This is a genomic window from Fibrobacter sp., from assembly GCA_024398965.1.
In the GTDB taxonomy this organism is placed as follows: Bacteria; Fibrobacterota; Fibrobacteria; order Fibrobacterales; family Fibrobacteraceae; genus Fibrobacter.
Genome location: JAKSIF010000014.1, coordinates 30,636 through 56,790, shown reverse-complemented (window position 1 = coordinate 56,790; position 26,155 = coordinate 30,636). Strand labels below are relative to the sequence as shown.

Sequence of the window (26,155 nt, the reverse complement as noted above, 5' to 3'; positions counted from 1 at the left end):
CTCCTTTTTGGCATCAGGCGCGAAATGAATGCCGACCCTTGTACGTGTTTCGCAAAATCGCGGCAACCACAACACCAGATGAACCTAGTTTATGTGAATTTTTACGGACGCAAATTTACAAATTTGCGAAAACGCTGGCTAATGAATTATTGTAAAAAGAAGATGGAATCCTAAGTTTATGGAAAATTCTTTACTACCTTTCCCGGCATGGAACTCAAGCAATTTTCCTCCTGGCTCAACGACCTGCTTTCTCCGCAGGCTTTTCATGACTACTGTACCGATGGCCTTTGCGTCGAGGCTAATGACAAGGTGACTAAAATCGTCACGGGAGTCTCCTTCCGCGACCGCCTCATTGACGTCGCCATCGAAGAGAAGGCGGACTGTATCATAGTCCATCATCCCAACGGTTTCTGGAAGGGGGAGGACCGGGTTCTTGTCGGTAAGTTCGGTGAACGCATGCGTCGCCTGATGCAGCACGGCATTTCCCTCTATGGGTTCCACTTGCCTCTGGATGGGCATCCTGAAGTTGGCAACAACGCCCTGATTGCCAAAGCCATGAACCTTTCCAACTTGCAGGGTTTCCTGCCTGAAGGAGAAAAGTTTGTGGGATGGATTGGTGAATATTCCCAGCCTCTCACTCAGGATGAATTCCTGGCCCAGGCGGAAAAGGCCTTTCCTCATGGGGTGCAGAACCGTTTGATGTATGGCTCCAAGACCATCAAGAAGGTGGCGATCTGCAGCGGCTCCGGTGCCAGCGGAATCGAAGAGGCCATCTCCCTGGGAGCTGACGCCTTCATTACCGGCGAAATCAAGGAAGCAGTTCCCATTACTTGCGAGGAACTTGGCTTCAACCTGATTAATTGTGGACATCATCGTACCGAGGTTTTTGGAGTACGGGCCCTGGCCGAAAAAATCCAATGCGAACTTGGCATTCCGTCAAAGTTCGTTGACCTGGACAATCCAGTGTAAAAATGTGTTTTTTTTGAAAAGGCCTCCGAAAGGGGGCTTTTTTTTGTGATTTTTGCGAAAAAAGTGGATTTTTTACATTTCCGTCCACTTAATTATAACTCATTGAGTATCAACAAGTTACGTTCATTTGGGGCTATTCTTGGGAACACTTGTGGAACTTTTTGTGAGTTGAAATACTCCTTTTTTGGGGTGCATTTTACTACTTTCGCGCCCATGGATTTCATGAAGACCACCATACACTTCCAGAATTCAACCAGTTCTGTGACGCTGCATGTTCCTGCCTTCCTTTTTAAGGCATGGCCTGTACTTCGTGTGTTCGTGGTCCTTGGCCTGGTTCTTTTTGCGGTCCAGGTCGCATCCACAACGATTTATGATGGCATCCTGAAGCACCAGCTTCATAACCGCCAGAAACTGAATCAGGAAATGTCCCAGATTCAGGAAACCATGGATTACCTTTCCAACACCACTGCGGAATTCCTTAGGGACGAGAACCGAGTCTACGCTCGTTTTAGCCTGCCTACTCAGGACGAGGCCTCCCGTGAGTTGAGTACCGGTGGTGCCGTGAGCCCCGAGGAACTTCTGCTCCGCAAGACTTCTCCGGTTATGGAAAAGATGGCAATCCTTAGCGAAACATCCAGCCGTATCCAGGGAAAGCTTCTTAACAACGATGCTTCTTTCAAGAAGATGCACGCCTACATGGACCAGAAGATGGCTCTCTGGCGTTACATTCCTTCTATCGCCCCGACCAAGGGTCGCTATGCATCCTCCTTCGGCCCCCGTATTCATCCGGTGACCGGCCAGGTAGGCAAGATGCACCAGGGCGTGGATATTTCCAACGATCGTTGGACCCCGATTTTTGCTCCTGCCGATGGCGTTGTGGAAGTGGCTCAGCTCAGTTCCTCCTTCGGTAATTTCGTGACTTTGAACCACGGCAACGGAATCAAGACTCGCTTTGGCCATATGCAGAAGTATCTGGTCCAGCCCGGTGAACTTGTACATCGTTACCAGGTTATTGGCTACATGGGAAATACGGGCCTTTCTGTTGGTCCCCACCTCCATTACGAGGTATGGGTGAACAACAACCCGGTGAACCCGCTTGCTTACATGCTTCCCAACGACCACTCCATAGACTAACTCTCAAGTTAGTGGTCTGACCTAGGAACGCAAGCCATCCGAAAAAATAGCGCCGGCTGGACTGGCTAAGGATGGAACTCCCCTGGAGGGAGTTTGAAAATCTCTAAGGTATTTTGTTCTTTTGCTGTGGCACGAGCCATGGCTTGTCCGCTGTTTGTGGAAATCTTCCCGGATCCGTCGGATGTTCCCGATAACGAGGGGGAGTTTGTTGAAATCCGGCTGGACCGGAATGAGGGAGATGCACTTCCCGATACCCTTGTGGTTCAATTTGAGGAGAAGGAACCCCTGCGGTTTTTGTATCCGGAGGGGAAGCGCCTTGTCCTGGTTCATGACCTGGCGTACTGTCCGGAGGGAGACGGGGTTGCCTGCGGGGAGCTTGGCGGGGTGACGCTTCCTAATTCCAGGGAATCCTACTGGAAACTTTGGACCGAAAGTTCCTCCCTGTGGGGCGGTGTTGAAAGGTCTTGCCCAGACTCCGTGGGATTGTCGAAGCCCAAAGCGGGAAAGTCCTTCCAGAGGGTAAAGGAGTCTGACCGATGGGAGCTGACGTTACCAACCCCGGGGGTGGAAGACGCCTACTATGAACAGCAAGATGGATTGCCCGATGATGAGCCTGGCGTGTCCGGTGTGGATAGCCTAACGGGAGAATCCCCTCTGGTCATAACCGAGGTTCATCACTGTCCTCTTGAGCCGGAGCCGGAGTGGGTCGAAGTCTATAACCGGACGGACAAGCCTGTGGCTCTGGACAAGTTCCGTTTCTGCGGGCGTGGAGGGACGTGGAAAGGAGTCGTTGGGCCATACGAGTCCATGGTCTTTACCCGAGATACCTTGATGCTTCGGGAATTTATCGGCTATAAGGATGTCAGGCTGTTTCAAGTCGCCATGGGCTATTTGAACAATACGGCGGGAAACATTTCCGTCTGCTTCGGCCAGCAGGTTGTAGACAGTGTGTCCTGGGACAAGAAGACGGTTGCATGCCCCTCGGGCTTTAACCCTCTTTCGGGGCGAGGGGAGAATACGCCTGGTTTCCAGCGAAGGCTGGATGTGGGGAAGAAACTGACGGAACCCTTCACGTACAAGCTTTCTTCTCGGGTTCTTCGTGCCGGCGGGAACCCCCTGCGGGTTTACGTGGAAGGGGATGTGCCCGTAGAGATACGACTGCTGGACTCCGCAGGCCGTAGTGTATGGCACGCGCAGGCTCCCGCAGGGTCTAACCGCTGGTGGGATGTTCCCCTGAGGGACTTGCCCGGACTGGGCGTTGCCTATGTGTCGCTTACTGCAGGCCGTTTCGAGAATACGGTTGGCATTCTCCTGAGACCGTAATATGTGGATCGCTATTCTTATCTTGTTGATAGCCCCGCTGGCCCATTCCGTATCGGGGGAGCCGGAATTTGTTCATCTTCCTGCAGGACGTCTGGATAGCCAAGTGGGAGTGTCTCCGGCAAGGCCCGCGGATCCCTCTTTCGGCTTTGCCTATTACGGCGTTGCCCAGGTCTCGGAGAACGCCTTTCTTGCTCAGGGCGAGTTTGGGTCGGATTCCTACAGGCTTGGTTTTCAAAGTTCATTTTTAATGATGGATTCCATTTACCGGAGGTCCTATTCGGAGGCGGCTGGCGCCTATATCTGGCAGGGGCTGGCTGTTGGATTAGGTTACGGATTTTCCATGGAGTGGGTTCCTATTCTAAGCGATCAGTGGACGAGACATCTGGTGAAAGTGGGAACTTCCTTTCGTAGGGGATGCTTTTCTTTGGGAGGTGTACTAGAAAGCTGGACTGAAGAACTACTTTCCGTAGACTATGTAGTGGGCTTGCATCTGGATGGAAATCGTTTTGGATCTTTTGTTGAATTTGATGGAACCTCTGTGGAATTGGGAAGCCGATTTCGGTTCGCCTTTCTTGAATTTCTGTCATCGTACCGGTTCCCTGGTTTTGGGGTCTCTGTTTCTCTGGTTCTACGGTTCGATGCCTTCGAAATCGGTAGCTACTACGGCTTTTCCAATGAATCTTTGGAGTGGTTCGGGGGAGGCTTCCGCAAAAATTTGAATAAAAAGACTATCTTGTAGATTGACGGTTCTGTTATGGTATTCTCAGCAGTCTTTGTAGCTTTGGTTTTTGTTCTTTTTGTTGTGGTGGTTGCCCTGGTGATCGCCATACTTTTGGTACGCGATATCCAAAGAAAGGAAACCATATTCCATAACTACAAGATTCATCTTAACCAGATTGTTGTGGTTCTTGCGGAATGGGGCGAAGTTCTAGATGTATTGCCTCAGTACGCGACAGATCCTTTCTTTTCCCAAATTATTGAAAAAAAATCCTTGGAAGGTATTTTACCTCCGGCTGATGATGAACGCCTAAAGGGCTATATCAAGGGCTTGGACGCCTATCCGGATATTCCCTTTGTCTTCTCCTATGCGGGAGAATCTGGCTTGCTTTGGTATGAGCTTAGGGCTCACGTGCGAACCGACAAGAATGAACGTGTCAGAGTTCTTGTTATCCAGAACATCACCTCCGAGGCTGTTTCCAGATTGAAGCTGGATAGCCTTCAGGAAAGGGTTGACCTTCTTTTGCAGAATACGGGAGACTTTCTATGGAGTTTCGACGCCGATGAAAGACGTTTTTCCCTATTGACACCCATAATTGATGAAGAGGGGAGGGTTGTTCCCAGATCCATGGGTGTGCAGGATATTCATACCTTTTTCCCAGGGGAAGACTGCGCCCTGTTTGAACGACGCATTAATGCAAGAATCGTTGATTACCGTGCATCTGGCCACGACGTTAATGAACAGGCCTTTGTTCGTTTACGCATGATTGGCGATGGTGGCAAGATGGTTTGGTATAGTTTCCGTTGCAAGCTCTCGACGACGGAAAATTCGAAGCTGGTCTTCAGGGGTGTGGCGCGACGAATGGACCTCCTGCTGGATAATTCCATGGATGACGAGGAATGGGGGCAGGATTACTCCTTTGCCTCGGTCATGGCCATGCCCGATGTCCGCATATTCTGTGTTGACCGCGAGTACAAGGTGATTTTTGGAAACATGTTGTTCGCCTTGACCTTCGGCCACAATAGTCCCAAGAGGATTGTGGGCAAGCGTTTGCCCGAAGTTGTTCGACCCAAGTATTTCTCGTTTATGCAGGGGATTATTTCGGATGTCTTTGAAACAGGGAAGGCTCGTTCCTGGAAGGGACCTTTTGAAAGAGATGGTCGATTGCTTTGGTTCAATGCGACTCCAATCAAGAGCCGCGATGGAAGCATCCAGAGAGTGATGGGTGTGTATATTCCCATTGACATTGAAGACTTTAATTCTCTAGGACGGGGCTTGAAAATAAGTGCTAAATCTCCCGTTGAAAATGAAGATTTAATATAAAACAAGGAGCAAAGATGAAGTTGTTTAAGAACATGTTTGTTGCAGCCTGCACGCTGGCTTTTGTTGTTGCTTGTGAAAGCAAGTCTGAACAACCCGCAAAGCAAGAACAGCCTGCAGCTAAGGTTGAAACGAAGCCGGAAGAATCTAAGCGTGTTGTTGCCCATGTTGAAGTTCCTTCTGTTGACTGGGCTAAGGCTCTGGATATGAATAAGGCTGGCGCCCAGTTCCTGGATGTCCGCAATCCCGATGAACTTCGTGAAGGATATGCCCCTAGAACCTTGAGAATTCCTCTTCCGGAACTGAGAAACCGTATGGGTGAGCTTCCCAAGGATCAGGACTTGCTGGTGTACTGCCGTTCTGGCCGTCGTAGTGAAGTTGCTGTTAAGCTTCTGATGAACTCTGGCTTTACCCGCGTGTATAACGTTCAGGGTGGTTACCTGGCTTATCCGCAGAAGTAGTTTTCTGATCGCTGTTTTTTCCAGATGAATTACCTTCGACAAGCTCTCGACGAGTCCGTCTTTTCTATCGGTGTGAGCCGCCCCAATCCGGCGGTGGGTGCCGTCGTTGTGAAGGATGGAATCGTCGTGGGGAGGGGGCGTACGCAGCGCCCTGGGAGTGCCCATGCCGAAGTCATGGCGCTGCGTGACGCGGGCGAACTTGCCCGCGGCGCGGCCATCTACGTGACGCTTGAACCCTGCTGCCATTATGGCCGCACGCCCCCCTGCACCAAGGCCATCATCGACGCTGGAATCGCAAAAGTCTTTTACGCCCACGGCGATCCCAATCCCGTTGTCCGCGGGAACAGCCGCAAGATTCTGGAAGAGGCCGGCATTGAAGTCTACGAAGGCGTGGACGCCTGCATCGCCGCAGAAATTGAAAGTGATTGGGACGACGATAACTGCGGTGGCGAATGCCATTGTCTTTCTTCAAGTCATTCCCCCACACCCCCCGGTGTCAATCTTAACGGAGAACCGCAAGGTTCGGAGTCGAAGAGTCTGGCATCCCATTCAAAAGCTGCCGTTGCCGAAGGTAGCGAAGTTTTCCACGACATCGAACGTTACTTCGAAGCTTACGATTACTTCGTTCGTAACAAGCGTACCTTTGTAGAAGTCAAGAGTGCCATTACCGACGAAGGCTCCATGGGGTACGTTCTGCCCGATGGCTCCCATAAGCCCATGAAAATCACAGGGGAGGGGGCCAACTGCTGGAATCACGAACTTCGCGCCATCAGTGACGCCATTCTCGTTGGGGCAGGAACTGTTCTCGCAGACAATCCCTCCTTGAACGTTCGCAATGCTGCCGGAAACGATCCCGTAAAAATCGTATGGGCCGGCCATCACGAATTTTCTGCCGAGGAAGTTGCAACACTGAAAGTCTTCGGCTTATGTCATTCTGAGCAAGCGAAGTCTTTATTGTGTCATTCTGAGGAGCGAAGCGACGATATGGAATTGTCGGCAACTTGTTGCACTACAATTCCTAGGTTCGAAGGAGCAGAATCCAGAGATGTTCCCGTTATTCACGCTCTTGTATTCTCTTGCGTATCTCAGCCCAACATTCCCAATGCTGTGGTGTTCACCAAGTCCACCTTCGCCGATTGCTGGAGCGAAATGCTGGACCATCTTTCGGCCTTGGGCATGCACCGCCTTATGGTGGAGCCCGGTGCCGGCCTTGCCAAGCAGCTTTTTGCCGACGTTGCCGCGACCTCGGCGCAAAAGCCTCTTTGGAACCGTCTGGATCTTTGGCGCTCCACGGACCACACCATCGAAGACGCTCTGGCCTCCTTCATTGACGAAGGCTCTGTGGCCAAGACCTTGGATTTTCCCGCTATTCCGGAAAAGCTCATTGCCAAGGAATCCTTTATGGTTGGCCCTGATGTGCTTACCGTTTTTTATCCCGGTTAAATACAAAACATCGGCGTAAATAAGCTTCAGTATTTAGTAAATTAGTTTAATCTAACTTTGGCTAGGGTCACCTCTCAAAATCCCCAAAAATAGCCCGTTTTCGCCCCGCTTTCCTCTCGTAATTCATAATTCATAATTCATAATTTTCTATCTTTGGCCCGTATGTTTACAGGTATTATTCAAAGTACGGGAACCATCCTTTCTCTTGAAACGAGAGGGGATGCCCTTACCATGCGCTTATCAGCACCCGGTTTCTTCAAGGGTTGCAATTTGGGCGATAGCGTGGCCAACGACGGCGTGTGCCTTTCCATCGAAAGCTGCACCGACGACGAGGCTACCTTCTGCCTTATGCACCAGACGGTGGAAAACACCTCCTTTAAGCAGGCTGAACCGGGTAAACTTGTGAATCTGGAAAAGGCTTGCCGTGCGGATTCCTTCATGGGCGGACATTTTGTCATGGGCCATGTGGATACTTCCGTAAAGGTTTTGGCCGTCGCCAACCGCGAAACCGGCGTGGAAGTGGACTTGGAACTTCCCAAGGACCTGCGCCGCTATGTGATTCGCCGCGGTTCCGTGTCCCTCAACGGTATTTCCCTTACGGTTGCCGAAAAGTTCGAGGATTCCATCCGCGTGTGCATTATTCCAGAAACTCTCGCCAGAACCAATTTGCGTAACTGGGTGCCCGGCACTATTGTGAATGTTGAAGTAGACATGCTTGGCAAATATATCGAGAATTATTTGAAGGAGCGTGACCTTGCTTAGTACGATCGAAGAAGCCCTTGAGGATTTCAAGGCCGGTAAATTCCTTATCGTTGTTGATGACGAAGATCGTGAAAACGAAGGCGACTTTGTAATTGCCGCCGAGAAGATTACACCGGAAAAGGTGAACTTCATGCTCCACGAAGGCCGCGGCGTCCTTTGCTGCCCGCTGCCCATCAAGCGCTGCCACGAGTTGAATCTGACCCGTCAGACTGCAGAAAACACTTCCATTCTGGGTACGCCTTTCACCATCATGGTGGATAAGATTGAAGGCTGCACCACAGGTGTTTCTGCCCACGACCGTGCCGCTACCATTTTGGCTCTTTCCGATCCTGCATCCAAGCCCAGCGATTTTGGCCGTCCGGGTCATATTTCCCCGCTGTACGCCCAGGAAGAAGGTGTCCTTCGCCGCGCAGGCCACACGGAAGCTGCCGTGGACCTGGCCAAGCTGGCTGGACTTCGCCCTGCAGCCGCCCTCATCGAAATCATGAACGAGGACGGCACCATGGCACGCATGCCCCAGCTGGAGGAAGTCTCCAAAAAGTTCGGCCTGAAGATTATTTCCATTCGCGACTTGATCGCCTACCGCCTGAAGAACGAAAAGCTGGTGCAGCGTGTGGCTGCCCCCAACGTTCCTACCAAGTATGGCGAATTCAAGGCTTATGCCTATCGCAGCGCTACCGATGGGGTAGAGCATGTGGCCTGGGTGGCCGGCAATCCGGACTTCTCTAAGCCGGTGTATGTCCGCGTCCATAGCGAATGCTTGACTGGCGATATTTTTGGCAGCATGCGCTGCGACTGCGGTGAGCAGTTGGAAGCCTCCATGAAGTTTATTGGCGAACACGGCGGCGTGCTCCTGTACCTCCGCGGTCAGGAAGGCCGTGGCATTGGCCTCTGCAACAAGCTCCGCGCTTACGAACTGCAGGAAAAGGGCCTGGATACGGTGGAAGCCAACATCAAGCTGGGCTTCAAGTCCGACCTGCGCCAGTATGGCACCGGCGCACAGATCCTTGCCGACCTGGGTGTCCGCCAGATGCGTCTTCTGACCAACAACCCCAGTAAGATCAGCGGCATTTCCGCCTACGGTCTTGAAATCGTGGAACGAGTTCCTATCGAAATCAAGCCCAACAATGTTAACCGTTTCTACCTCCGCACCAAGAAAGAAAAGATGGGCCACGACCTGAAGTTGGACGAGGCTTAAGGATAAATTATGAACGAACTGAAGAATTCTCTCAATGGTACTGGCCTCAAGGTGGCAATCGCCGTGGCCCGCTTTAACGAAATCGTAACGGACAAGTTGCTGGAAGGCGCACTCCGTCAGCTGGCCATTCTTGGTGTAGATGAAAAGGACATCACCGTGGCTCACGTTCCTGGCGCCTTTGAACTGCCGGGCATCTGCCGTCGTATGGTGGACTCCGGAAAGTTTGATGCTGTCATGGCTCTGGGTGCCGTTATTCGCGGCGAAACCGGCCATTATGACGTTGTTGTGAATAACTCCACCAGCGGTATTGCTGGCATCGCCGCCGAAGGCAAGGTTCCCATGATTCTTGGAATCCTCACCACCGACACTGTGGACCAGGCCATGAACCGCGCAGGCCTCAAGGCTGGCAACCTAGGTTGCAGCTGGGCATCTACTGCCGTGGAAATGGCAAACCTCTACAAGCAGATTTAATTGATAAACTGAAACTTAGAAGAACGAGATTAAAGTTTTATGGCACAAGTAAGTTTTAGACCCGCCCGCGTATTTGCAATGCAGTTGCTGTACGCCATGGAAATTACCGGACAGACCGTTGCCCAGGCATTGCCGGGCGCCATTGAAGCCCAGCCGACTTCTGAAGGCCGTAGCTTCCCGGATGCCCAGAAGAAGTATGGCATGAAGCTGGTGGATTTGATTCTTGAACACCGCGACGAACTTGATGAAGAAATCAAGTCTGCCGCAATGCATTGGGAACTGGACCGCATGGCTAAGCTGGATCGAATCATCCTCCAGATATCCATGGTTGAACTGTCCTACATTCCGGATGTGCCGGTCAAGGTGGCTATTTCCGAGGCAATCCAGATTGCTGAAAAGTTTAGCACAGACGGTTCTGCTGCTTTTGTAAACGGCTTGCTCGCAGGCTTTATGCAGAAACGTGGAATTGTAGTTCCTGGCTCTAAGGAGAAGAAGTAATGTTAAAGGAAAAGTGGATGAAACACATTTTTGCTGGTATCACCTGCCTGGTGGCTTTGATCGTGTATGTCATGACCATGGCTCCCACGGTATCCTTCTGGGACTGCGGTGAATTCGTTGCCTGTGCAAACACCTTGGGCATTCCTCATCCTCCTGGAACTCCGTTCTTCGTGTTCCTGGCTCGCGCTGTAATTGTCTTGCTTCCCTTTGTTGAAGAAATCGCCAAGCGTGTGAACTACATCTCCGTAGTAAGCTCTGCCGCTACCGTTTACGTTACAGCTCTCTTTGCCTGGGAAATCCTTGCCATCGTTCTTGATTCTGCCAAGCAGGTTGGCGAAGGCATTTTCGAACGCCTTTCTGACAAGATTACCGGTAAGGTCCGTACCACGGTTCTTGGCACCGCTGCCCTCGTTGCAGGTTTCCTTCTGACCTTCTCCGACACTTTCTGGTTCAACGCTGTGGAAGCAGAAGTGTACGGCATCGCCATGTTCATCCTGATGCTGGTTTCCTACCTGGGTCTCGTTTGGTATCGCAAACGTGACGAGGACTATAGTGACCGCATTTTGATGTTTATCTGCTACATTGCCTTCCTTGGCGTAGGCGCACATCTCTACACCATGCTTACCGTTCCTGCTGTATTCGTGCTGCTCCTGGTGGCTCAGCCGAAAAAGATTGTGGAACGTATTCCTGTGTGGATTACCGGAACGCTCCTTTGTTCCGTCATTTACATGGTGTCTGCCTTCATTGAAATCTCCATTGCTTGTTTGGTCGTGCTTTCTGTTCTTGCTCTTGCAAAGCCTTTCAAGGCAGGCATGAACCGTAGCGTTCGTCTTTCCCTGGCATTCGCCTTCTTTGCACTTGTCGGCTATAGCACTCACCTTTACATTCCCATTCGTTCCGAACTGAACCCGACCATCGATGAAAACAATCCGGAAATCAACATCCGTGACGATCAGGGTAACCTTCAGTTGGGCAACCTGTTCAAGGCTGAAAACTGGGAAGCCTTCAATGCGTTTATCGAACGTAAGCAGTACGGCTCTGAAAGCATGATTAGTCGTGCCTTCTATCGTCGTTCCCGCGTTTCCCATCAGTTCCTCAGCTTCCCTCACATGGGTTACGGTGGTTACCAGATGGCTCAGTACCTGCCGTACAAGGTGGGCGAGGTGAACTACGCAAACGGCGTGTATACCTTCGATGCTGGCGACAACCAGCCTGTGGAACGTCTTGGTTTCAAGTTCCCCACTCAGATGAGCTTCATGGGTGACGCAACCCTTCCGCAGTTGCTGTTCTTCCTGATCTTTAACGGTCTCATCGTGATGGTCTGCGTATTCGTATGGAAGCGCAACACCAAGATGGGCGTCTTCATGTCTGTCCTTTATGCGCTGTGCTCTCTCGGCCTGTTGTTCTATATCAACTTTGCCGATGGCGCCCGTATGGAACAGCGTGACCGCGATTACTGGGTAAGCGTAATGAACCGTAATATCCAGGATCTCAATAACCGTGGCGCGGGAATCACCGCTCTTCCGGATCCTAACGAATTGATTGACATGCGTCAGAATATTGAACATGCCAGAATCCGCTTGGAAAATCTTGAAAACCGTGGTGGTGACGCAGGCCGCATTGAATCCCTCAAGCGCGAAATTTCCGGTTACGAAAATACTGCTGTTTGGCAGAACTGGAAGAAGATTGAACAGGGCTTTGCCCAGGTTGGGGCTCGTGCGCCCTTCCCGGAATCTGTTCACCTGGAAGTTCGCGAACGTGACTACTTCTATACTCCGGCCTTTATCTTTATGAGCCTTGTCTATGGCGTTGGCGCCGGCATTCTGGTGTTTATGGCGGCAACTGGTTCCATGGCCGTTATGGCAACTCCGGTTGCTGCAACCTTGGTTCTCGTTTCCTTCTTGATTCCCTGCGTTTCCAACTACAAGGAACACGACCGTTCTGGCCTTTGGGTTCCCTGGGATTACGCCTACAACTTGTTGAACAGCTGCCGTCCCAATGCAATTCTCTTTACCAACGGCGATAACGATACCTTCCCCCTGTGGTTTGCTCAGGAAGTTGCCGGCATCCGTAAGGACGTTCGTGTTGTGAACCTGTCCCTGGGTAACACCGACTGGTATATCAAGCAGATGCTTGACAATGAACCGATTCTCAAGCTCAGCTACACCAAGGAAACCATCGATCGCGACATGGTCCTTGACAATAGCTCTGCAAACAATCCTAACCATCAGACTTCCACTTGGGTTAAGAACGCCAACCGTCTGATGCCGCAGCTCAAGCAGCGTATCGATGCTATGGAGGGCCAGCAGCTTTCCGCAGCAGACTCTGCAAAGCTCCTGCAGTTCAAGGTTCACTATCAGGTTTGGGATGCCTTCACCGAATGGGCCGCCCGTACCCGTAGTTCCATGATGCTTGCCCAGCATAAGCTTGTTATCGACCTTGCTCTCCAGAACATGGATCGCCCCATTGAAATTTCCACTACGGTTGGTACATCCAATTTCATGGGCCTTGAAAAGTACATGGTCCAGGAAGGTATGGTTTATAATTTCCAGAAGGGTGACCTGACCGTCCGTCGTAATTCCTTCGATGCCGCCTATACTGCAAGCCTTATCGATACTGTTTACAAGTATCGTGGCCTTGGCGATGGCACCGCATACATTAATGACGAAACGGAACGTCTGCTTTCCAGCTATGTTTCCCTTTACCTGCAGATTTCCTTTGATGCTCGTGACCAGATCGAAAAGCTGCGTAGCGAACATCCCTTCACTGCAGAAAAGAAGGCTAAGGTTGATAGCCTGGCAGCATCAGCCGCCAAGTACCTGGAAATGGGCATTAAGCAGTTCCCCAAGGAATGGCGAAACTACTGGGCTGCCGCATTCGTATTCCAGGCTGCAGGCCAGAAGGCAAACGCAATGGACGTTGTGAACAGAGGCATGGAGGCTGTTCCCAGCTTTGAAGAAGGTGGTCGCGCCCGTCTCGCCATGGCTCAGCGCCAGATCGAGATGATGTCCGACGAACCTCTCAAGGTTGAGGAAGCTCCTGCTGCTCCTGCCGCAGATTCCGCTGAGACGACTCCTGCAGAAAACGCCGTTGTTGCTGCTGCAAACTAAAGAGGTCTTGAATGGATTTAAGTTTGGTCATTCCGGTTAAGGAAGAAAGCGAAAACCTTCCGGAACTCCTGAAAGAAATCGCCGCCGCCATCGATCCTACTGGCTTCAAGTACGAAGCTATCATTATCGATGACGGTAGCCGCGACAATACCTGGGAAGTAATCGAAAACCTCTCCAAGGAGTATCCCTTCCTTCGCGGATACCGTTTCCAGTTCAACTGCGGCAAGGCTGCCGGACTGGCTTTCGGCTTTTCCAAGGCTACTGGCCGCTATGTTGCCACTCTGGATGGCGACCTTCAGGATGACCCTCTTGAAATTCCCAAGATGATCAATATCCTTGAAGAAGGCTATGACCTGGTTTCTGGCTGGAAGATTCGTCGCCTGGATCCCTGGCACAAGACCTGGCCCTCCAAGTTGTTCAACCTGACAGTTTCTGCCGTATGCGGCAAGCGCCTTCACGACTTTAATTGCGGTATCAAGGCATATCGCAGTTCCGTGGTTCGCTTTATCAACTTGTATGGCGACTTCCATCGCTTTATTCCGGTGATGGCCAAGTGGCAAGGTTTCCGTATTACCGAAATGCCTGTGGCTCATCGAGCCCGTGTCCACGGTGTTTCCAAGTATGGCGTATCCCGCCTGGTTTCCGGATTCCTTGACCTGCTTTCCCTGATGTTCCTCAAGAGTTTTTCCGCAAAGCCTCTGCACTTCTTTGGCTTGCTGGGTCTGATCTTTGTGATGCTGGGTCTCGGTGTGTCCGGATACTTCGGCTACGAATGGATCCAGACTGGTGCACTCCATGTGCGTCCCTTGCTTCTGGCAGGAGGATTCTCCCTGGTTATGGGAGTTCAGTTCTTTAGCCTTGGACTTCTAGGTGAAATGATGAACGGAAGCAAGAAACAGACCTATCCGGTGGCGGAACAGATACGGGATACCCTGGAATAGAGTTTTTTGTATATTGAATTATCGTTTTGGAGCGAGAATAATGGCATATCCGAAGAGTTTAGTGATTGTACCGACCTACAATGAGAAGGAAAACATCCTGCTCATTATGTCTGCTATTCTGGAACAGAATGAATGTCTTGAAATCCTGGTAGTGGACGATGGTTCCCCGGACGGAACCGGTGATATGGTCGAGGCAGAAACTCTGAAGAATCCCCGCATTCATCTTCTTCGCCGCCCAGGCAAGATGGGTCTTGGAACAGCTTATGTTACAGGGTTCAAGTGGGCCTTGGAACGTGATTATGAACGAGTATTCGAAATGGATGCGGACTTCAGTCATAATCCTGCGGATTTGAATCGTTTCCTGGAAGCGGCCGAAAAAGGTGCAGACCTTGTGCTTGGTAGCCGTTACCAGCATAATCGCATTAGCGTTGTAAACTGGGATCTCAAACGATTGATTCTCAGCTATGGCGCGAACGTCTATACCCGTCTTGCAACAGGCCTTCCCATTAGCGATGCCACTGGCGGCTTCAAGTGCTATTGCCGCAGTGCTCTCCAGGCCTTGAATCTGGACAAGATGAAAAGTGATGGATACTGTTTCCAGATCGAAACGACCTTCAAGGTTTGGAAGAAGGGACTTACCGTCAAGGAAATTCCCATTGTGTTTACGGATCGAACTCGAGGCACATCCAAGATGAGCGGCGGCATTATTTCCGAAGCCTTCTTCCTGGTTCTTAAACTGCGTCTCGGCTTGGCTTAGTTATTTGAGCTGTTGCAAAAGGTTCTTGTTTCATGGCTGTAGATTATTCCTGTTCCGTCATCATTGTCGCCTATAATTCTTGCGACTTCATTCCTGCCTGTCTTAAGTCTGTCCGCGATGCTAGTGAAGGTATCGATGCGGAAGTCATTGTGCTGGATAACGGATCCCCGGAACCGATCACCGCTGAAATCAAGAATTTTTTCCCGGAAGTCAAGTGGATTGACTCCAAGGAAAATCTGGGCTTTGGCAAGGGCTGCAATCTTGCTGTAAAATCCGCCTCCAAGCCTTATCTGTTTTTTATCAATCCTGATACTCTCGTATCTAGGGATTCCTTCCGCAAGATGCTGGAATTTGTGCAGGAACATCCTGAAACAGGTCTTGCCGGTAGCCGTATCCTGAATGAGGATGGTTCCCTGCAGTTGGCTTGCCGCCGTTCCTTCCCGACGACTTTTTCCGCAATTTCAAAGACGGTGGGCCTGGCCGCCTTGTTCCCCAAGAGCAAACTGTTCGCCTCCTACAACATGACCTACGCCGATCCGGACGAGGTTACGGAAGTGGATGCCATCAGTGGTTCTTTCTTCTGCATGCGCCGTGACTTGTACGAACAGCTGAAGGGCTTTGACGAAGACTTCTTCATGTATGGCGAAGACTTGGATCTCTGCTTCCGCGCAAAGGTGGCTGGTTTCAAGAATTACTATACCCCGGCTACAAACATCCTCCATTTTAAGGGACAGAGCTGCAAGACTCGTCGCTGGAAGTCCTACCTGGATTTCTACAAGGCAATGATCATCTTTGTGAAAAAGCACAAGGACCTGTATTTTGTTCCCTCGCTCTTGGTGACTCTGGGTATTCTGTTTGCTGCGTTCGTGGGAATGTTTACCCGCCTGATTCCAAAGTTCTGGAAGATTTTCCTGGACTTGGGCGTGGTGGCCCTGTGGGCTCTGATTGCTTTTAGGTCAGAACATGAAGTTGTGCTGGATTATGCGTGTTTTGACGATGGGACCAGTAGCTGTCCGGAACCTGTCCATGCGCTTTTACAGCATTCCATATTTGATGGCAGGTTGTTTGAAAACTGGTGGCTTGTAGCTATAGTGGCCATAGTCAATATTGTTTTCCTGACTTTCCGTGGGGAATATGCTAGTGGCAGTCTTAAGGGGGATCGTTTTATCCGTCACCTTTTGCCGTTGAACTTGCTTTCCGTGGGTTGTTATATTGGATACCGCCTTGTTACGCAGCTGCCTCAGACATTTGCTGGTTTTCAGAATCCCATGATGGCTTATGACAAACCCTGGGCGATTATCGTTGGTGTTTCCATTCTGTTCATCCCCTTGGCCCTCAAGGCCTGGCGCCGTGTGGCATTCTGGATAAACTATTTCTACCGTATCTTTGCCAAGAAGCGTCACCGCTCCATTCTTCTGGGCGGATCCCAGGATTCCTTGAACAGCTGGTTTGACCGTTACAATGTGATTCCGGGTATCGAAATCCTTGGCTGCGTTACCAATGACAAGTCTAAAATTACTGACGAAAATCGTCAGCATGTCCTGGGAAACCTGTCCGAGATGGAGTCTATTTGCAACCGTACGGGCTGTCGTGAGCTTTTGGTTGTTTCCAATGCGTCCGGATTCCGTGAATCCTACGACATAAATTGGCTTGATAATCTTGGTTTGAGGGTCTATTTGCTTATTGGGAACGCTGTAAATGGCGATTATGCCCTTGTAAACCTCAAATACTTGCGCTAGCCAAAATTTTCTTTCGAAAATAGAGTTATCTTTAACATAAGTATATGCTATAAAGGGACTTATGTTAGACTCTAAGCTTTTGGATATTCTTTGCTGCCCCGAAACCAGGGCTGCTCTCAAGTTGGCTTCCAGCGAACGTCTGGCTGCTGTAAATAACGCTATTTCTGCTGGCTCTCTGAAGAATGTGGGCGGCGAGGTTGTTACTGAAACCTTGACCGAGGCTCTGGAGACCGTTGATGGTTCCAGACTGTATCCGGTGCGCGAAGGTATTCCTGTCCTTTTGTCTGACGAAGCTATTATGCTTTAGTTGAGGTGTTTATGCCTGTTACAATGGAATCTCTCAAGAAAGCTGTGAACAAAAAGAAGGGCAAGTCCATGGTCTTTGCCTGGCTTGCCGATTTGGAACGCGCAGCCGGTGACCTGGATTCGGCACTCAAGCTGGTAGATGGAGGCTTGACTCTCTATCCGAATGACGTGGCCGCCATGCTGGTCCGTGCCAAGATCCTGTTTGAAAAGGGTGAGCACGAAACCTGCGTTACCCAGTGCGAAAATGCCCTTATTCATGATCCGTTCAATCTGGCTGCCTACAAGATTATGGGCGATGCCTACGATGCTCTTGGCAATGAGGGCAAACGTAATGTTTGCTATCGTCAGTTCCATGACATGGATCCCCTGAACAAATTCTGGAAGGAAGAGTACGAGGCCATGCCGGAAGCAGAAACTGCTCCCGCTGCTGAGGCTGCTGCAGTTGCCGCTGGTGCGGAACTTGCCGATAGCCAGTTCAACATGGACGACTCCTCCCTTGATCTCAATCTGTCCGAAGAACTGGAAGGCTCTTCCGAAGCCGTTGCCGCAGAACCTATTGAAGAGGCTTCCTTTGAGAAGGCCTTTGGTGATGCCTTTGGCGGTGTAACCGACGACGTGGAAGAAGAACCGGAAGGCGGTCTCAACCCCTTTGAAAAGTCCAGTGAAGATCTTTCCGATATCAGCTTGACTACGGTTGAACCCACGACGGAACAGCCCGAAGAGGAATCAGGAAGTTCCCTGTTTGAAAAGTCCTCTGCCAGCACGGGTCTTTTTGCTGGACTTGATGACGATCCCCAGGAAGAATCTTCCTCTATGGGTTCCGTATTCAGTTCTGCATCTGCGGAAGTCGCTGAAGCCCCGGCCGAAGGTGGCGAGGCAGAACTGGACGCTCCTGCTGCGGAATTCTCCGTAGAAGACGATCCTTTTGCAGCTCTTGCAGCCATGCTTCCCAATGGGGACGCAGCAGATGATTCTCAGGTCGAAGACCTGGCCGCATCTCTTGATTCTGTCATCTCTACTTTTGATAAGAGCGAAGGTCCTGTCGAAGAATTCCCTGTGGATGAGAACATCTCCGGTAACGATGTAAACTCCGCTCTGTCTGACATCTTTGGTCTGGAAGATGACCTTGCCGCAGACTCCTCTGCCGAAAAGGTTATGCCCGAAGCATCTGCACCTGCAGTGGAAGACAAGCCCACGACCGTGGACAATGCCTTTGAATCCATCTTTGGCGAAGACGAACTTCCCGAGGAACTGCCATCTACAGCCCCTGCTCCCGCCGTAGAAGAAACGGCACTTGAAGCTCCTGCACCTGCAGTGGAAGACAAGCCTACCACCGTGGACAACGCCTTCGACTCCATCTTTGGCGAAGACGAACTTCCCGAGGAACTGCCATCTACAGCCCCTGCTCCCGCCGTAGAAGAAACGGCACTTGAAGCTCCTGCACCTGCAGTGGAAGACAAGCCTACCACCGTGGACAACGCCTTCGACTCCATCTTTGGCGAAGACGAACTTCCCGAGGAACTGCCTGCGGAAAAGCCTGCTGCCGAAGTTTCCGACGAACTTTCTCTGGACAATATGGACCTGGATCTTCCGGCCATGGACAACGCTGTCCAGGAAGAACCTGCCCTTGATGACGCTCCATTTGAAATTGAAGGCTCTTCCAGTTTGTTCGAAAAGTCCGCCGATTCCAGCTTCTCCTTGGATGATAAGTCCGAAGCTCCGGCTCTTGCATCTGCAATGGACTTTGTCTTGGATGAAGAGCCTGCTGCTCCTGAAGCTCCTACCACATCTGGTCAGACTTTCAGTGTAGATAGTGCTCTTGATTCCCTCTTCGGTGATGATGATGAATTGCCGGAAGAAAAGCCTCTTGCTGCACAGGAAACAGTTGATTCCGTCTCCTTGGCAGAACAGGTCGATCGGGCAGAAGCTGAATTGGAACTTCCTGCAGAACCGAAGAGTAACGGTTCCGACATTGCCAAGGAAATGGGCGGTGCGTTTGCCTCCATGTTTGGTGACGACGACGACCTTGATCTTCCTGAGATGAATGAATCTGCTCCTGCTGCAGATCAGGAAGCTACTGGCGCCATTGTAGAAGAATCCTTTGCAACGCCTGATGTTGCTGAAGGCGAAAATGCTGACGACAGTGTAAAGTCAAGTTTGGACAAGTCCTTTGACAGCCTGTTCGGCGAAGATGACCTTGCTGCCGAGAATGAACCTGCTCCCGCAGTAAGTGCTGCTGAAACTTCCCCGAATTTCAATTCTCTTGAAAACGAGGTGTCCGGCGCCTTTAAGGGGCTCTTTGATATGGATGATGACCTCGAGGCCGAACCGAAGCCTGCAAACAACGGGGTTGATTTCCTCATGTCCGGGGATTCCGACGATGAAATTTCCGCTGGTCTGATCAACAATCCTGACGCGCCCTTGAATCGCGGCAACAATGATCTGGACGACAGCATGAAGACCCGTACCTTGGCTGAAATTTACTTTGACCAGGGCTTGTACGAAAAGGCTCTTGATATCTATCAGGATCTGGCACAGAAGGATCCCGATAATCAGGAAATTGCTTCTCGAATGAGAGAAATTAAAAATCTGTACGACGAACGATTTGGAGGTTAGTTCCCATGGCAGAACTTCGTATTGAACAACTTCTTCGCGAGATGGTGAATCGCAAGGCTTCCGACTTGCATATCCGTGTTGGTGTTCCGCCTGTATACCGTATCAACGGCTCCCTGCAGCGACCTATCGAAGTTCGTGTGGACGCCGCAATGATGGATTCCTTCTTGGATGACATCATGAACCGAGAACAAAAGTTGCGTTTTGAACAAAATAAGGAATGCGACTTTGCTGTGGGTGCTCGTGACATGGGCCGTTTCCGTGTAAATGTTTTCCGTCAGCGCGGATCCATCGCCATCGTTATTCGTCATATCAAGGCAAAGATTCCTGCCTTCGAAGAATTGCATCTTCCCGAAATTATCCGTGATCTGGCCTTGACCAAGCGAGGTCTTATCCTGGTTACAGGAACAACGGGCTCCGGTAAGTCTACGACACTTGCTTCCATGCTGGATTACATCAACCAGAAGGAATCGGTGAACATCATTACCGTTGAAGATCCGATTGAATACCTGTATCGCGATAACAAGGCTATCATTTCTCAGCGCGAAATTGGTGTGGATACATTGTCTTACGCCAATGCGCTTCGTGCAGCCCTTCGTCAGGATCCGGACGTTCTTCTGGTTGGCGAAATTCGTGACTTGGAAACCATGCAGATTGCTATGACGGCCGCCGATACTGGCCATATGGTGTTTGCTACCATTCATACGACCAACGCCACAGAAACAATCCATCGTGTGCTTTCCATGTACCCGCCTCACCAGCACGAAGAAATTCGATTGCTCCTGGCGGAAGTTCTTGCCGGTATCATTTCCCTGCGTCTGTTGCCTACCAAGGATGGCCAGGGCCGAGTCCCTGCTGCTGAAGTGCTGGTGAACACCGGAGCCATCAAGGAGTATATCCAGGACAAGGACAAGATTGACATGGTTGAACAGGCTATTGCCGAGGGCCACATGCAGTACCATAGCCAGACTTTTGACCAGGCCTTGCTTGCTCTTTACCAGTCTGAGCAGATTTCTCTGGAAACCGCCATGAACGCTGCTACCAACCCGGATGACTTCGACTTGAAGATTCGTGGTATTTCTGGTACGTCCGAACGTGGCTGGATGTAATCTTGGTGTCAAGAAACCTTATGAACTTAAATGAAATTTCTGTAGGTAAAATCACTGTCCGTAGTGTTTTTACCTTTTTGCTTGTTGTCCTGTGCTTAGCAGGCGTGTCCAATGCGTCTTCACCGATTGTGGGGTCCGAGCGCACACGTAACCTGAGGCTCCTTGAAACATCTCCAATGTTGTTTGAACTTCATCGGACCACGACAGGGGAGGGTCGCCAGTTCTTCGCATTCCCCCGAAGGGATACTTCCTTTAGGGCCTCGATGCGAGAGGATGTTTCGGAATCCCTGCTTGGCTACGATAACGTCAATGGAGCCTTTGTTTTAGGTCATGATAATAGTGTTCCTTGCGGAGAAAGTGATACGGCATGTATCGCCCTGGCTAAGGAACTTGCAGTGAAGCACCCCCGCATTGCCGTAGCCATGTCCCTTGTGGGAGGCATGGATTACCGAGGTGGGGAAGCCCTGGGCGATACGATTTGGCCTAGCATAGATGGTGGTATTTATCTTCGCGGTTATGCCGATTCCGTGGACTTTGAGTTGGATGCCCGTATCTACGACGAAGGTCATTCAGCAGATCGTCCCAAGTCCTTTGACGGGGAATTCCTGGAAGTGCAGCGTGAGGAAAACAACTCAGGCTTGGAGTATACCAGCTATGCACGTTATCGCGCCCATTTCGCTTTTAACTATGACTGGTTCCGCCTGGACTTCGCTCGTGACGTGATGCATTGGGGGCCCGGTTATTACAACAATTTGACGTTGAACCAGTTTGCCCTTCCTTATAACATGGTTACCATGGATCTTCAGTTCGGACCGCTTCGTGTAACTACGTTCTATGCTGACTTGAGAATTTACAACAGCATGAGCATGAAGAACAAGGACGAAAACAGAAACCTGTTTGGTCACCGTTACGAACTGGCCGCCGGCAACGCAACCATTGGTGTGAGCGAACTTCAGGTGCAGTACGATAATCTGAAACCCTGGCTGTTTATGCCTGCCGTTCCTCTGTTCATGGAAAAGGGAAACTACTCTGAGGATAGCAATAACGGTTCTCTGTCCTTCGACTTCAACTATCGCCTTTTCAACGCAGTCCGATTCTATACGGAATTCTTCCTGGATGACATGGAAAGTCCGGTAAGCTTGGTAAATAACGATAATATCGAAGCCAAGTGGGCTTGGATGGCCGGTATTCACGGTGCCCAGGATTTTACAGTAAATGGTCATCTGCTGGAAGTCGGTTCCATTGCTGAATACGCACGAATCGAACCTTACGTATATAGCCATTTTACCAAGAATACCGCCCAGATGGCCCACCTTGGTCGCCCCATTGGCAATCAGAATGGCCCCAATAGCCAGGTGATCGACTGGACTCTTTATGGTAGGCTGGATAGGCATATCTTCGCCTCCCTCCGCCATACCTGGTACTGGAAGGGAACTGATTACGGTAGTGCGGTAAACGATACTACGCCTCGCGTAGACCATATGAAAATCCATAAGAAGTTCCTTGACGGAGCCAAGATGGAATACTCCCTGACGCCCTCCATCAGCTACGAAGGTCAGTTTGTCAGCTACATGGGGGAGATAACCTTGATAAACGATAAGAAGGTCTATCTTCGCGCAGGATTCAAGTGGTAATTAGCAATACCAGGGCTTAGGCCTTGAAACTGGAAATTAGATATGAATAAGCCTGAACTTCTTGCTCCCGCTGGCGATCTTACCCGAATGAAGTACGCCTTTGCGTATGGAGCTGATGCAGTCTATGCTGGTCAACCGACTTTCTCCCTCCGTTCCCGCGAGAACGGTTTCAAGAGCTTGGAAGACTTGGCCGAAGGTATTGAATATGCTCATAGCCGCGGCAAGAAATTCTACCTTACCAGCAATATCATTCCCCGAAACGTGAAGGTGGAATCTTTCCAGAAGGCCCTGCGTGCAGCAATTGAACTTAAGCCCGACGCACTGATTGTGGCTGATCCGGGTTTTGTGGGCTGGCTCTTGAAGGAACTGCCCCAGGTGGAAGTGCACCTGTCTGTCCAGGCGAACTGTACCAATTACTTGACTGCGAAATTCTGGCATGAGCTGGGTGTGAAGCGCGTTATCTTGAGTCGCGAACTTCGTCTTCCCGAAATCATCGAGATGAAGAATATGCTTCCATCCCTGGAATTTGAAGTCTTTGTCCATGGTGCTGTGTGCATGTCCATGTCGGGACGTTGCATGCTTTCCAACTGGGTTACCCATAGGGATGCAAACCTTGGCGCCTGCGACAACTCCTGCCGCATGCCCTACCGTCTTTATGCCAACGAAGGCCCTCAGTGCGAAGACTACAAGGAACAGGTCGGGAACTTTACGCTTCAGCGTACCGACCGTCCGGAACTTGATCCGATCGCTCTTGATGAGGATACCTGGGGAACGTACTTCATGAGCAGCCGCGACCTGTGTGCCTTGGAGGTTGTACCGGATCTTATGAAGGCTGGCCTTGAATCCTTCAAGATTGAAGGCCGAACCAAGTCTGTGTACTACTTGAGCCAGGTGGTTCAGGCCTACCGTATGGCAATCGATGCATGCGCTGCCCAGTCCGATAATGGCGAAGAAATGCACGTGACCGATGAAAGCCGCAAGGCAATTTCCTTTGTAGATGGTCGAGGCTTTATGCCGGGTTTCTTGAAGGGCCCGTTGCCCCAGAATTATGAATCTACCCATGTAGAGGCGGAAGGGGGATGTGTTGCAGCCCAGATTCTGGATTATGACCCGGCAAGCCATTCCGTCAGTGTCAATGTGAAGAATCCCTTCTCCATGGATGATTCCCTGGAGTTGATGATGCCCGGTTTCATGACGCCTTGCGAAGTCCTTTCGATGAATGATTTCAGGGGTGGCGCTGCGGATAGACTCAATCCGGGTACCGTAGGCCGCATTTTCTTACCGAAAGATGTGATTTTTACTCCAGAAAACGCAAATTTTGGCTTTTTTGTTAAGAAAAGTGCCCCAAAAACAAAGTAAATACATACATTTACCGCATGGCAGTTGACGAAGCTACAAAGAAGCAGAATGAGCTGGAACTTTATCAGATAGATGATAAGGCCATAATTCCGTTCTTCGAAGCTCACAAGGAAGAACTGAAAAAGTTCATCGCGGAACGAGGCCAGCAGGGGCTGTGCCTGCTGGAACTGCTTAAGCAGTTTATCCGCACATATCGTCTGCCTTTCAATATGCAGCGTTATATGGCTGTCCAGACCACCTATATTAAGCAGACCCTCCAGGAAAAGATGCAGGATCGCCAGATGGCCGTCAGTCATTGGATTCAGCAGCATGCCGACCGTCACCGCAGTCGCATGATTCAGTTGCAGTGCCTTTACCTGGATCGCATCAAGGAACGTTTGCTGCCTGAAATCGAGAAAATTCTGGATCAACGCATCGAAGAATTGAAGTCAAAAGAACAAAATCTTTAACTTGTTGATTTACAAAGAGTTACGAAAAATTGCCGAAATCCGCTCAAAAAGGCGGATTATTTTTTTGTAAGTTTTGTTTTTGGGGGCTGAAAAGTCCCTTTTTTTTGTCAACCCATGAAACAAAATTTTTCCGTTGATAAGTTGTGGAATATATAGGGTAACAGGTTTGATTGTTGCGTGATTAAATCCGTGATTAGGTTGTAAAGTAGGGGACAGAAAATGGGAATAAAATTTTTTTGCCCTTTTTTAACGAAATTCGGCGATAGCAAAAAAAAGATGAGGAACGGTGCCCTATCGGGTGCGCCTTTACTTAACTTTTTCACGGTTTTTAGATCTTTTGTACATCTATTGGTTGTCCGTGTCGAATACTGTTTCTTTATTGGATTTTGAAGAGTCTCCCTGGCAGTCCGTGCTGGAGCGATTCCGTGCAGAGTGTAATGATTTTTTGGGTTCTACCATTCTTGAAACTGTAGGTTTCGAGGGAATACAGGATGGCTATGCCTTGCTGACTGTGCCGGATGAACTGCGGGAAAATTGGATCAACACCCATTATAGAGATATTTTCCGTAAGGCTTTTTCTGCTGTTTACGGTACAGAGTTTATTGACTATCGTATTCGCCAGATTGCCCCGACGGCTGCAGTTCCCGAGATGACTCTTTCCGAGCGTAAGCTGACTGCTCCCAAGGCTCCTGTATTGCCCCGTGTTCGTGCAGCCCAGTCCAAGCCCAAGGCTAGAAAAAAGCTTAGCCTTTATGCCAACTACACCTTCGAAAACTTTGTGGAAGGCGAATCAAATTCTACTGCATTCAAGGCCTGCAAATCTGTTTCCGAAAATCCTGGCGATCCGGGCCTGAATCCGCTGTTTGTCTACGGGGCGTCCGGTCTCGGCAAAACGCACTTGTTGCAGTCTATCGCATGCTGTATCCAGAAGAAACAGCCTTCTGCCAACGTGGTTTACTGCCATGCGTACGATTTCCTGCGTGATGCAACCTCTGTGGCCAAGGCCCTTAAGCTGAAGTCGGGTAATGTCAGGGAACTGGCAGAAGCCTTCCAGGAAAAGTACGAAAAGTGCGACATTCTCCTGCTAGACGATGTGCAACTTCTGGAGAAGGGGATTGCAACACAGGAACGCCTTGCGATCCTCATAAGGCATCTTCGTTCCATGGGCAAGCAGGTGGTTATCTCCTGCGACCGCCATCCGTCCAAGTTTACCCGTGTGGAAGACATGTACGAAAGCGCTAGCAGCAAGAGCGGAGTTCCCAGTATATCTTCCAAGCTTTTGGCTCCGCTTGAATCTTGCGTTGCCGTAGGTATCGATGAACCCGATCTGCAGACAAGATTGCAACTGTTCCAGAAGAAATCTTCGAACGTTCCCTTTGTTGACAAGGATCGTGAGGAAATCTGCAGGTTCCTTAGTATTCCTCCTCGCCAGAATGTGCGCGTTATCGAGGGCATGTTGAACTGGCTTGGTGCCATGAATCATTTCTGCAACGAAAATCTTGACCTGAATGCCGTCAAACGTCTGGTTGCTCCAAACGAATCGTCCAGCCGTGCAGAAATTTCCATCAAGGGTATTGCCGAAACGGTCGCCCTTGAATTTGGTACAGACCTGGTGTCCCTGAGGAGCAAACGTCAGGATGCCGGAACCTCCTTGCCTCGCAAGGTGTCTATGTATTTGAGCCGTAGGCTTACATCAGAATCCCTGGTGAATATCGGGGTGTTCTTTGGTCGCGACTACGCCACAGTTATCGCCGCAATCCGGTCCCTGGAAAAGCTCTTGGATAAGGATGAAACCCTGGCTCGCAGGGTTCAGGATATCCAGTATTTGTTGGAAGCCTAGC

The 26,155-nt window shown here is 50.4% G+C and carries 22 protein-coding genes; all 22 read left to right on the top strand.

What is annotated here, in order from left to right:
* The first annotated feature begins 207 nt into the window (after nt 1–207).
* Nucleotides 208–969, top strand: coding sequence for a Nif3-like dinuclear metal center hexameric protein (locus MJZ26_07735; protein MCQ2105668.1), 762 nt, complete (start codon nt 208–210; stop codon nt 967–969).
* A 213-nt stretch (nt 970–1,182) separates the two neighbouring features.
* Nucleotides 1,183–2,103, top strand: coding sequence for a M23 family metallopeptidase (locus MJZ26_07730; protein ID MCQ2105667.1), 921 nt, complete (start codon nt 1,183–1,185; stop codon nt 2,101–2,103).
* 93 nt (nt 2,104–2,196) lie between these two features.
* Nucleotides 2,197–3,426 carry a lamin tail domain-containing protein gene (locus MJZ26_07725; GenBank protein ID MCQ2105666.1) on the top strand — a complete coding sequence of 410 codons (1,230 nt, stop codon included), beginning with the start codon at nt 2,197–2,199 and terminating at the stop codon, nt 3,424–3,426.
* 1 nt (nt 3,427) lies between these two features.
* Nucleotides 3,428–4,165: a hypothetical protein gene (locus MJZ26_07720; GenBank protein ID MCQ2105665.1), complete on the top strand. Its 738-nt coding sequence runs from the start codon at nt 3,428–3,430 to the stop codon at nt 4,163–4,165.
* Nucleotides 4,166–4,207: 42 nt separating this feature from the next.
* Nucleotides 4,208–5,467: a hypothetical protein gene (locus MJZ26_07715; GenBank protein MCQ2105664.1), complete on the top strand. Its 1,260-nt coding sequence runs from the start codon at nt 4,208–4,210 to the stop codon at nt 5,465–5,467.
* 14 nt (nt 5,468–5,481) lie between these two features.
* On the top strand, nt 5,482–5,925 hold the full coding sequence (locus MJZ26_07710) for a rhodanese-like domain-containing protein (GenBank protein ID MCQ2105663.1): 444 nt from the start codon (nt 5,482–5,484) through the stop codon (nt 5,923–5,925).
* 24 nt (nt 5,926–5,949) lie between these two features.
* Nucleotides 5,950–7,368 carry a bifunctional diaminohydroxyphosphoribosylaminopyrimidine deaminase/5-amino-6-(5-phosphoribosylamino)uracil reductase RibD gene (gene ribD, locus MJZ26_07705; GenBank protein ID MCQ2105662.1) on the top strand — a complete coding sequence of 473 codons (1,419 nt, stop codon included), beginning with the start codon at nt 5,950–5,952 and terminating at the stop codon, nt 7,366–7,368.
* Nucleotides 7,369–7,530: 162 nt separating this feature from the next.
* A complete protein-coding gene (locus tag MJZ26_07700) occupies nt 7,531–8,130 on the top strand; it encodes a riboflavin synthase (GenBank protein MCQ2105661.1) in 600 nt (199 codons plus the stop codon).
* Nucleotides 8,123–9,328, top strand: coding sequence for a bifunctional 3,4-dihydroxy-2-butanone-4-phosphate synthase/GTP cyclohydrolase II (locus MJZ26_07695; GenBank protein MCQ2105660.1), 1,206 nt, complete (start codon nt 8,123–8,125; stop codon nt 9,326–9,328). Before MJZ26_07700 ends, MJZ26_07695 begins: the two co-directional genes overlap by 8 nt.
* 9 nt (nt 9,329–9,337) lie before the next feature.
* Nucleotides 9,338–9,799, top strand: a complete 462-nt coding sequence (gene ribH, locus MJZ26_07690; GenBank protein ID MCQ2105659.1) for a 6,7-dimethyl-8-ribityllumazine synthase — start codon at nt 9,338–9,340, stop codon at nt 9,797–9,799.
* 39 nt (nt 9,800–9,838) lie between these two features.
* The gene (gene nusB, locus MJZ26_07685; protein MCQ2105658.1) at nt 9,839–10,297 is read left to right on the top strand and encodes a transcription antitermination factor NusB; all 459 of its coding nucleotides are present in this window, start codon (nt 9,839–9,841) and stop codon (nt 10,295–10,297) included.
* Entirely contained in the window at nt 10,297–13,407 is a 3,111-nt protein-coding gene (locus MJZ26_07680; protein MCQ2105657.1) for a DUF2723 domain-containing protein, read from the top strand. The genes nusB and MJZ26_07680 overlap by 1 nt, the downstream gene beginning before the upstream one ends.
* A gap of 11 nt (nt 13,408–13,418) precedes the next feature.
* Entirely contained in the window at nt 13,419–14,348 is a 930-nt protein-coding gene (locus MJZ26_07675; protein MCQ2105656.1) for a glycosyltransferase family 2 protein, read from the top strand.
* A 40-nt stretch (nt 14,349–14,388) separates the two neighbouring features.
* Complete coding sequence (locus MJZ26_07670) at nt 14,389–15,105, top strand: polyprenol monophosphomannose synthase (protein MCQ2105655.1); 717 nt, start codon at nt 14,389–14,391, stop codon at nt 15,103–15,105.
* Between the two features lie 32 nt (nt 15,106–15,137).
* Entirely contained in the window at nt 15,138–16,844 is a 1,707-nt protein-coding gene (locus MJZ26_07665; GenBank protein ID MCQ2105654.1) for a glycosyltransferase family 2 protein, read from the top strand.
* A 61-nt stretch (nt 16,845–16,905) separates the two neighbouring features.
* Nucleotides 16,906–17,151 (top strand): hypothetical protein, encoded by a 246-nt coding sequence (locus tag MJZ26_07660; GenBank protein MCQ2105653.1) that lies wholly within the window; start codon nt 16,906–16,908, stop codon nt 17,149–17,151.
* Nucleotides 17,152–17,162: 11 nt separating this feature from the next.
* Entirely contained in the window at nt 17,163–19,766 is a 2,604-nt protein-coding gene (locus tag MJZ26_07655; GenBank protein MCQ2105652.1) for a hypothetical protein, read from the top strand.
* A 5-nt stretch (nt 19,767–19,771) separates the two neighbouring features.
* On the top strand, nt 19,772–20,872 hold the full coding sequence (locus tag MJZ26_07650; protein MCQ2105651.1) for a type IV pilus twitching motility protein PilT: 1,101 nt from the start codon (nt 19,772–19,774) through the stop codon (nt 20,870–20,872).
* Nucleotides 20,873–21,048: 176 nt separating this feature from the next.
* On the top strand, nt 21,049–22,506 hold the full coding sequence (locus MJZ26_07645; protein ID MCQ2105650.1) for a capsule assembly Wzi family protein: 1,458 nt from the start codon (nt 21,049–21,051) through the stop codon (nt 22,504–22,506).
* A 42-nt stretch (nt 22,507–22,548) separates the two neighbouring features.
* Entirely contained in the window at nt 22,549–23,865 is a 1,317-nt protein-coding gene (locus tag MJZ26_07640; protein MCQ2105649.1) for a U32 family peptidase, read from the top strand.
* 17 nt (nt 23,866–23,882) lie between these two features.
* On the top strand, nt 23,883–24,314 hold the full coding sequence (locus MJZ26_07635; GenBank protein ID MCQ2105648.1) for a hypothetical protein: 432 nt from the start codon (nt 23,883–23,885) through the stop codon (nt 24,312–24,314).
* A gap of 358 nt (nt 24,315–24,672) precedes the next feature.
* A complete protein-coding gene (locus MJZ26_07630; GenBank protein MCQ2105647.1) occupies nt 24,673–26,154 on the top strand; it encodes a DnaA/Hda family protein in 1,482 nt (493 codons plus the stop codon).
* Nucleotide 26,155 lies beyond the last annotated feature (1 nt).